The organism is Streptomyces sp. P5F9, from assembly GCF_057961495.1.
The window spans coordinates 1-9,543 of the sequence record NZ_JBXVPZ010000386.1; the positions used below are offsets into that span (position 1 = coordinate 1).

Genomic DNA, 9,543 nt, shown 5'->3' on the forward strand with positions numbered 1-9,543 from the left:
GATCAGCACCAGCCCCACCAAGGTCCCCGCATACCCGCCGGTGGCGAGCGACGCGATCGACACCAGTCCCGCCGACATCAACACCATCCCCAGCGCGATGGAGACCGGCATCCCAAGCCGCTTCGTCCACTTCGCCGCCAACCCCGAGAAGTTGAGCGCGACGATCACCAGAGCGAGCGGCGCCGTACGGACACCCGCCTCCAACGGGCCGTAGCCGAGGACGAATTGGAGGTGCTGGGTGAGGAGGAACAGCGAGCCGGCCATGCCGAAGGTGATCAGGACGACCCCGGTTACCGCACCCGTGAAGCGGCGGTCGCGGAAGAAGTCCAGGTCGAGCATCGGGTACGGGACCCGGTTCTCCCAGTACGCGAAGGCGGCGAGGACGACGACAGCCACCGCCGCGGTCAACAGCACCCGGCCCGACGTCCACCCGTGCGCCGGCCCGGAGATGATCGCGTAGACGAGCGCGGCCATGCCGACCGTGGAGAGCAGGGCGCCGAGGAGGTCGGGGCGGTCGCCACGCGGGTTCTTGGACTCGGGGACCAGGACCACCGCCGCTACCAGCGCGAGTGCCGCGACCGGGATGTTGATCAGGAAGATCGCGCCCCACCAGAAGTGGTTCAGCATGAAGCCGCCGAGGAGCGGACCGGTCGCGAAGCCGAGGGCGTTGACCGCGGCCCAGATGCCGATCGCCCTCGGCTGTTCCTCGGGGGTGAAGATCTGCATCACCACGGCGAGCGTGGTCGTGATGAGCAGCGCGCCGCCCACGCCCATACCGGCCCGCGCGGCGATCAACTGCCCGGTGGACTGGGCGAGTCCGGCGACCAGCGAACCCACGCCGAACAGCACGAGACCCGCGATCAGCATCTTCTTACGGCCGTACCGGTCGGCCGCGCTGCCCGCGGTGAGCAGCAGGCCGGACTGGACCAGCGAGTACGCGTTGATCATCCACTGGATGTCGGCGGTGCCTGCGCCGAGTTCGCGGGTGAGCGAGGGGATCGCGACGTTCAGGACGGTGTTGTCGAGCAGCACGGTGAGCTGGGCGAGGCAGATGACTCCGAGGACGATCCAGCGCTGGGGGTGGCCCTGAAGGCCCTGGGGGTGTGGGGAAGTCGGCATGCTGTACACCGTAGAACAGTTCCTATACGGCGTACAACGGAGTTATGGCGGACGTGAAGAGGGGCGGTGACCGTGTGGTCACCGCCCCTGCTCAGTGGAGAACCGTCAGCCGGGTGTCAGCTGCTCGTCTTCTGCGTCAGGTCGTAGAAGGTGGCCGAACCGACCGTCACCTTCTTGTAGTTCTTCTCGACCCACGAGGAGATCTGCGAGGAGCTGCCCGTGCTGCTGCCGCCCATTCCGGTGCCGCCCGAGATGAAGTAGTGGATCTTGCCGTCCGCCACGTACTTCTGGAACTGGGCCAGCGTCGGCGACGGGTCGGTGCCGTTGAAGCCGCCGATCGCCATCACCGGGTCACCGGTGGCGAGTTGGTAGCTCGCCGCGTTCTGGGAGCCGATGGAGGCGGCGACCCAGGTGTACTTGCTCGCGTCCGTCGACAGCAGCTTCTTGGCCGCGGAGGTGACCGTCGCGCCGTTGAGCAGGCCGCCGACGCCACCGCCGCCCATGCCACCGCCGTCGCCGGTCTGGCCGCCGAAGCCGCCACCCTGGTTCTGGGTGCCGGTGCCGCCGCCGGGCGCCGTACCGGTACCGCCACCGGGCATCGTGCCCGTGCCGCCGCCGGGGAAGCCGCCGCCCTGGTTCTGGGTGGTGCCGCCACCCTGCTGGCCGGGCATGGTGCCCGTGCCGCCGGTGCGGTTGCCGCCGCCGAAGCCGCCGCGACCGCCGCCCGGACCGCCGCCACCACCCATCATGCTCGCACCGGCCGGACCGGCCGTCGGGATGGAGCCGGTGTGCGCCGAGTTGACCGTCGACATGGTGTACGCCGCCGGGCCGGCCAGGCCTGCCACGATGCTCAAGCCGACTGCCGCGAGGGCGAGTTGGCGGCCGATCTTCGCGACGAAGATCAGGCCGAGCGCACCGGCCAGCGAGCCGAGGAGGACCAGCCACTTCAGCCAGGGCAGGTAGTCGGGGGTGCGGTTGAGGAGGACGTAACCCCACACGCCGGCCGCAACTACCGCTGCCGCGAGGGTGATCGACGCCCAGATCTCGCCGCGCTTCTCCCAGAGGGAACCCGCGCCGATGCCGATGACGGCGGCCATGTAAGGGGCCAGCGCGATCGTGTAGTACTGGTGGAAGATGCCGGCCATGTAGCTGAAGACGACCAGGGTCGTCACCAGCGAGCCGCCCCACACGAGCATCGAACTGCGCCTGACCGACGTGCGGTTGAGCTTCCGCGTGGCCACCAGGCCCGCGACGAGGAGGATCAGCGCGGTGGGCAGCAGCCAGGAGATCTGGCTGCCGATCTCGGAGTTGAACATCCGGCTCCAGCCCGTGGCACCCCACTGGCCGGTACCGCCGCCGCCACCGCCGCCTCCGACGCTGCCGGTCTCGTCGCCGCTGAGGCGGCCGAACCCGTTGTAGCCGAAGGTCAGTTCAAGGAAGCTGTTGTTCTGCGAGCCGCCGATGTAGGGGCGCGAGGACGCCGGCCACAGCTCGACGAGCGCGACCCACCAGCCGGCCGCGACGACCAACGCGCCGGTGGCCAGGCCCAGTTGGGCGAACCTCTTCTTCACGCTCACCGGTGCGCAGACCGCGTAGACGATGGCCAGCGGCGGCAGGATCAGGAAGGCCTGGAGGGTCTTCGACAGGAACGCGAAGCCGATCGCGACTCCGGCCCACACCAGCCACTTGGTACGGCCGTCCTCCAGGGCCCGGACGACGAGGTAGCAGGCGGCGGCCATCAGCAACGCCAGTGCCGCGTCAGGGTTGTTGAAGCGGAACATCAGCGCGGCGACCGGGGTGAGCGCCAGCACGGCGCCCGCGATCAGACCGGCCTGGGGGCTGTGCCGACGCCGTACCGCCGCGTAGACGACCGCGACCGTGCCGACGCCCATGAGGACCTCGGGGACCAGGATCGCCCACGAGTTGAGGCCGAAGATGCGGACCGAGATCTCCATCGGCCACAGGAACGCCGAGGGCTTGTCGACCGTGATCGCGTTGCCCGCGTCGAGCGAGCCGAACAGGAACGCCTTCCAGCTCTTGCTGCCGGCCTGAACCGCCGCCGAGTAGAAGGAGTTGGAGTAGCCGGACGCGCTCAGGTTGTAGAGGTAGAGCAGCGCCGTCGCCAGCAGCATGCCCCAGAACGCGGGGCGCGCCCAGCGCGGGTCCTCGGGCCGGCCGCGCCACAGCCGCCGTCCGAGCGGCTGCTTGGGCTCACCGGACTGAGGGGCCAGGGTGTCCGCGGGCGCCACCGGCTCGTGTACGGCCGTGTCTCTGCCGGTGTCGCTGTCACCGGTAGGCGGCCCCCAGGACGAGGGGCTGCCTCCTCCCGGGTAGGTCGTCTGATCGGTGTCGGTGGTCATCGGGGGTCCCTCGGATCGGTGTCGTGGGGACGCACCGGCTGCAACTGCATCGTCGCGTCCCTCCAGGTGCCGTCCGCGGCTTCACCGGCGCGGAACTGGGTGGTGTTCGGGGTGGTGTCGTACGCACTCTGCTGCGGCTGCGGCTGACGCTGGGGCAGCGGGGCGTACGAACCGGAGTACTGCGGGTTCTGCGGGTTCTGGGGGTGGTGCGGCGCCGTCGAATAGGTCGGCGACGAAGGGGAGTTGAGGGCTACGACCGTCGACTCCTCGGCGCTGTCGCCGCGGTCCGGGAACACCCAGGCGCGGAAGAGCAGGAAGCGGAGGACGGTCGCCGCGAGGTTGGCGGCCACCAGGACCGCCAGTTCGGTGGAGTGCGCCGGGTTGCTGCTGGCCGCGTTCAGCGCGGCGAGCGAGCCACTGGTCAGCGCGAGGCCGATGGCGAAGACGACGAGGCCCTGCGCCTGGTGGCGGACGGCGCCGCCCCGGCCGCGGACCCCGAAGGTCAGCCGGCGGTTCGCGGCGGTGTTGGCGACCGCCGAGACCAGCAGGGCGAGCGCGTTGGCGACCTGGGAGCCGCCGAACTGCCGGAAGAGGCTGTAGAGGACCAGGTAGAAGAGGGTGGAGAGACCGCCGACCACGCAGAACCCGACGAGCTGGCGGGCCAGCCCCTTGGGCACGTCCTGGATGTCGCGGTCGCGGGGGTCGTCGCCGAAGGGCCGCGTGACGCGGTCGAGCGGCAGCGAACCGGAGGCCAGGGCCTTGCCCACGCGCCACACTCCCTTCAGGTCCTCGGTCGCCGTCCTGACGATGTGGACGGTCGAGTTCGGGTCGTCGACCCAGTCGACCGGCACCTCGTGGATACGGAGTCCGGCACGCTCGGCCAGCACCAGCATCTCGGTGTCGAAGAACCAGCCGGTGTCCTCGACGAGCGGCAGCAGCGCCTGGGCCACATCACGCCGGATCGCCTTGAATCCGCACTGGGCGTCCGAGAAGCGGGCCTGGAGCGAGCCGCGCAGGATCAGGTTGTAGGTCCGGCTGATGAACTCGCGCTTGGCGCCACGCACGACACGCGACGAGCGGGCCAGCCGGGAACCGATCGCCAGGTCGGAGTGACCCGAGATCAGCGGCGCCACCAGGGGGAGCAGCGCGTTGAGGTCGGTGGAGAGATCCACGTCCATGTAGGCGAGGATCGGGGCGTCCGAGGCGGACCAGACGGTGCGCAGTGCCCGACCGCGCCCCTTCTGCTCCAGCCGGAACGACTTGACCTCGGGGATCTCCGACTCCAGCCGCGCGGCCACCTGAGGGGTGGTGTCGATCGACGCGTTGTCCGCGATGGTGATGCGGAACGCGTACGGGAACGTGCGCTTGAGGTGCTCGTGCAGTCTGAGCACACATGGCTGGAGGTCCTTCTCCTCGTTGTAGACGGGGATCACTACGTCCAGGACAGGCGTACCGGCGTCTCCGGCCGGGAGGTGCTCCCGCGCCGGCAGGGTGCCGGGAGAAGAGTCGGTTCGCATGCCCCGACTCTCCTCAAGCGCCCTGTTGCACCCATGTGGTGGCACTGTGCTGTGCCTGTGAGTGCGATTGCCAATTCGTTTCGGGGGCGGGCGCGGGCACAGCGGGTGCGAGCGCGGGCAGATGCACGGTGAACACAGTGCGTCCGGGAACGCTGTCCACGGTGACGGCTCCGCCGTGCGCGGTCGCGACCGCCTGCACGATGGCGAGGCCCAGTCCGGTCGATCCCGTGGAGCGGGAACGTGCCGAGTCGCCGCGCGCGAACCGCTCGAAGACATGCGGCAGCAAATCGGGCGGGATGCCCTGGCCGTTGTCCTCCACATCCACACACATCCACGGCCCGCGCCGCTGTACGCGTGCGGTGATCGTCGTACCGGGCGGTGTGTGCTTGCGGGCGTTGCCCAGCAGGTTGATCAGTACCTGCTGGATACGGGCCGCGTCCGCGGACACGAGGGCCGGTTCGTCGGGCAGGTCGAGCCGCCAGTTGTGGTCCATGCCGGCCGCGCGCGAGTCGCTGATGGTGTCCACGACGAGCGGGATGAGGTCGGTCTGGTCGAACTGCAACGGTCTGCCCGCGTCGAGCCGGGCCAGGAGGAGCAGATCCTCCACGAGCAGGGTCATGCGCCCGGCCTCGGACTCGATCCGGCCGAGGGCGTGCTTGGTGTCCGGGCCGGTCTGCTCACGCCCGCGCCGGGTCAGCTCGGCGTAACCACGGATGGAGGCGAGCGGTGTCCGCAGCTCATGGCTGGCGTCGGCCACGAACTGCCGTACCCGCATCTCGCTCTGCTGTCTCGCGTGCAGGGCGCCGTGGACGTGGTCGAGCATCCGGTTGAGCGCGGCACCGACCTGGCCGACCTCGGTGTGCGGGTCGGTCTCGGACTCGGGGACACGTTCGTTGAGGGTGACCTCCCCGGTGTGGAGGGGGAGTTCGGAGACGCGGGTGGCGGTGGAGGCCACGCGGCGCAGGGGGCGGGTGGCGACGCCGACGAGGACGTAGCCGGCGATGGCGGCGGCGACGAGGCCGGCGCCGGTGACGCTGAGCTCGACGAGGATGAGGGTGTTGATGGTGTTGTCGGTGTCCGCGGTGGGGATGGCGACGTAATAGTTGCCGTTGGTACCGCCGACGTACTTGACGATGTAACCGCCCATCCCGGCGATCTCCACGGTGTGGATCTTGCCATCCTGGGACACGGTGTTGAGCGAGGTGCGGGCGGCCGTAGTCAGGCTGTTGGCGTTCATCCCACTGATGTCGGTGCTCTCGTCCGACTTCTCGCCATACTTGGCGTCGGTGATGGTGCCGTTCCGGACCTGGGCGACGACCGTGCGCTCAGGCTGCGGACCGTGCCTGACGAACTCTGTGAGGTCCAGGGTCTGGCTGGCCTTCCCCTGATCCGAGCCTTTCTTGGCCGGGTCCCCGCCGAGCGGCCCGCCGAACCCGGCCGCGCGCCCGGCGACCTCGTTCAGCTTGTCGCCCAACTGGTCGTACAGATGCGAGCGCAGCGCCAGCGTCGTCACCGTACCGATCACCGCACACACCACCGCGATCAGCGTCACGGACGCGACGACGAGCCGGGTCCGCAGGGTGCGCGGCTTACCCGCTCGTTTCTTCTGCGCACGCGGCCGTCGTCGCCCGCTCATGACGCCGCGGGCTTGATCAGGTAACCGGCCCCACGCCGGGTGTGGATCATCGGCTCACGACCGGCGTCGATCTTGCGCCGCAGATACGAGATGTAGAGCTCGACCACATTGGCCTGCCCACCGAAGTCGTACGACCACACACGGTCGAGGATCTGCGCCTTGCTGAGCACACGCCGGGGATTACGCATGAGGAAGCGCAACAGCTCGAACTCGGTCGCGGTGAGGTGGATGCCCTCCCCGGCCCGCGACACCTCGTGGCTGTCCTCGTCGAGGGTGAGGTCACCCACGACGAGCACGGAGTCCGAGCGGCGGTCGGCGGCACCGGAGCGGCGGATCAGTCCGCGCAGCCGGGCGACGACCTCTTCGAGGCTGAAGGGCTTGGTGACGTAGTCGTCGCCGCCGGCGGTGAGCCCTGCGATACGGTCCTCGACGGCGTCCTTCGCCGTCAGGAACAGCACCGGGACGTCCGGCAGCTCTCTGCGCATCCGCCCGAGAACGGTCAGGCCGTCCATGTCCGGCAGCATCATGTCGAGGACGACTGCGTCGGGCCGGAACTCGCGCGCGGTCTGGATCGCGCCGGTCCCGTCACCCGCGCTACGGATCTGCCAGCCCTCGTATCGGAGGGCCATGGACAGCAGCTCGGTGATCGACAGCTCGTCGTCCACCACAAGCACTCGGACGGGGCTCCCGTCCGGCCTCAGCAGTTCGGTGCGCCCCTGGGGCGAGGTCGTGGTCATAGTGGACACCTTGTCGGGGTCCCCTAAGAACACGCTTTCCGGAGTCTGTGATTTTCCTGAGAAACTCACAGCCACCACTCAGGGAACGCCTTGGAACCGCTTGCCCAGCGCTCATCCAGCGGTCATGGAGCCGTGCAACCCTCCCGGACCCGCCCCGGTCTCCCCGGTATCTCCACTTTCTCCACGCATCACCCGTACCGGCCGGACTCTCAGCTCGTCCTCACCGTGCGAACAGCCGCGCCCCGTTGTCGTGGCAGACCGCGCGCAGCCAGTCGTCACCGAGGTCCAGCCGCTCCAGGGCGTGCAGTTGGTGCAGGTAGGGATAGGGGATGTTCGGGAAGTCGCTGCCCAGCAGCACGCGGTCGCCGAGGGCGGCGAGCCGGGGGAGCGCACCGGGCGGGAAGGGCGCGAGGCGTTCGCTGAAGTCCGTGAACGCCATCGTCGTGTCCAGCCGCACCTCTCCGTACCGCTCGGCCAGGTCCAGGAAGTCCTCGTACTCCGGCATCCCCATGTGCGCGACGACCAGCCGCAGCCGGGGGTGCCGGGCCAGCACCCGCCCGATCGGCTCGGGCCCGGTGTGCTTGCCGGGCGCGGGCCCCGACCCGCAGTGGACCACGACGGGCGTCCCCGCCTCGGCGAGCAACCCCCAAGCGGGATCGAGGAGTTCGTCGGCCGGATCGTAGGCCCCGACCTGTACATGCGCCTTGAACACCCGCGCGCCGGCATCGAGGGCCTGCTGGACGTAGTCCTCGACTCCCGGCTCCGGGAAGAGAGTCGAGGTGTGCAGACAGTCGGGCGTCCGCGCGGCGAAGCCGACGGCCCAGCCGTTCAGCCACTCGGCCATCCCGGGCTTGTGCGGGTAGAGCATGGCGGTGAAAGCACGTACTCCGAACTCCCTTATCAGCGCGACCCGTTCCGCTTCCTCCTGCCGGTAGGTGATCGGCCACTCCAGCGCCCCGCCGGTCGCCGGCCCGAGCGCGTCGAAGTAGTCCCAGACCTTGCGCAGCACACGCTCGGGCATGAAGTGGGTGTGCACGTCGATCAGCCCGGGCAGGCCCAGCCGCCGCCAGAACGCCTGGACTTCGACTGCTTCAGCCACTTCGACGGCTTAAGCCACTTCAGCCACTTCAGCCACTTCGGCGGCTTCCGCTGCTTCCGCTGCTTCCGCATCCATGTCTTGATCCTCCCTGTCGAACCGGGCCCTGCTCATCCACATGGAAGTCGGGCGTCCCCAGAAACACGTCTGCGGTCACCGGCCCATAGGCGATGTTGAAGGTGTCCAGCCAGTACGACCAGTCCCGCATGCCGGCCGCGCTGCTGAAGCGGTAACCGCCCGACGACCACCGCAGCCGCCCGACGACCCCAGTCACCTCACCCACCCCATCAGAACAACCCCTCCTGCACCCCCGGCACCTCCCGCCTGAACTCCCGTACCGGCACGGTGAATCCACCCGTCTCACCCCCGGAGGGACCCGCAGGGATCAGCTCCCACCCCGTCATCAGCCGTGTGTCCAGCACGACCACCCCCCGCCCGGTCGCGAGGTGGAGGTCCGGTCCCGCGGCCGCGACGACCTCCCCGCTCACCATCCCGCCCGCGACCAGCCCGCTCACCTCACCGACGAGGGCCGGGAGTCCCGCGAGGCCGAAGACGTCGACGTGGTCCACGGGTCGGTACGGCTCGCGGTGGAGCGACTCCGGCCATTCGCGCAGCGCGATGGCGCGGGCGTGCAGGTCGGCGATCTCGGCGGCCCGCTCCGCAGCCGACGTCGGCAACGCGGAACGGACGGCGCGCTTCTCGCCGTAGGGAATCCGGTCCGGGACCCGTAGGGCGGCGCGCAGCAGTTCCTCGGAGCGGCGGGCCGCCATCAGGGGGCCGAGGCCCAGCCAGCTGAAGCAGACGGCGCCCTGTTCAAGCAGGCGTGCGGAGCCGCGTTCTTCGGCGGTGATGCCGACCTTGAGCAGGCCGGGGCCGAACCAGGCCAGGTAGACGTGGTACGGCCGCGGGTCGTCCGCGATGGTGTCGGCGGCCACCGAGTGCGCCCGGTCCAGCCGCGCGCACTCCTCGCACCGCGCCCCCGTGCTCCGCTCCGGCACGGCGGCCCGCACCGGACAGGCGTTCCCCCGCGCTCCCACACATGTCCGCCCGCCCCCTTCCGCGACCTCGAAGGCCACCC

Annotated in this window: 7 protein-coding genes; all 7 read right to left on the reverse strand. The window is 69.9% G+C overall.

The features are described from left to right. A partial coding sequence (locus tag AC31A1_RS39375; protein ID WP_489657884.1) for an MFS transporter occupies nucleotides 1-1,119 on the reverse strand: 1,119 nt, incomplete at its 3' end. Between the two features lie 116 nt (nucleotides 1,120-1,235). Continuing rightward, complete coding sequence (locus tag AC31A1_RS39380; protein WP_489657885.1) at nucleotides 1,236-3,479, reverse strand: glycosyltransferase family 39 protein; 2,244 nt, start codon at nucleotides 3,477-3,479, stop codon at nucleotides 1,236-1,238. Continuing rightward, nucleotides 3,476-4,996, reverse strand: a complete 1,521-nt coding sequence (locus AC31A1_RS39385) for a bifunctional glycosyltransferase family 2/GtrA family protein (protein ID WP_489657886.1) — start codon at nucleotides 4,994-4,996, stop codon at nucleotides 3,476-3,478. Before AC31A1_RS39385 ends, AC31A1_RS39380 begins: the two co-directional genes overlap by 4 nt. A 13-nt stretch (nucleotides 4,997-5,009) precedes the next feature. Beyond that, on the reverse strand, nucleotides 5,010-6,632 hold the full coding sequence (locus AC31A1_RS39390; RefSeq protein WP_489657887.1) for a sensor histidine kinase: 1,623 nt from the start codon (nucleotides 6,630-6,632) through the stop codon (nucleotides 5,010-5,012). Further along, on the reverse strand, nucleotides 6,629-7,369 hold the full coding sequence (locus tag AC31A1_RS39395) for a response regulator transcription factor (RefSeq protein WP_019054929.1): 741 nt from the start codon (nucleotides 7,367-7,369) through the stop codon (nucleotides 6,629-6,631). Before AC31A1_RS39395 ends, AC31A1_RS39390 begins: the two co-directional genes overlap by 4 nt. Before the next feature lie 220 nt (nucleotides 7,370-7,589). Next, nucleotides 7,590-8,468: an amidohydrolase family protein gene (locus AC31A1_RS39400; protein ID WP_489657888.1), complete on the reverse strand. Its 879-nt coding sequence runs from the start codon at nucleotides 8,466-8,468 to the stop codon at nucleotides 7,590-7,592. 284 nt (nucleotides 8,469-8,752) lie between these two features. Next, complete coding sequence (locus tag AC31A1_RS39405) at nucleotides 8,753-9,541, reverse strand: DUF2797 domain-containing protein (protein WP_489657889.1); 789 nt, start codon at nucleotides 9,539-9,541, stop codon at nucleotides 8,753-8,755. Nucleotides 9,542-9,543 lie beyond the last annotated feature (2 nt).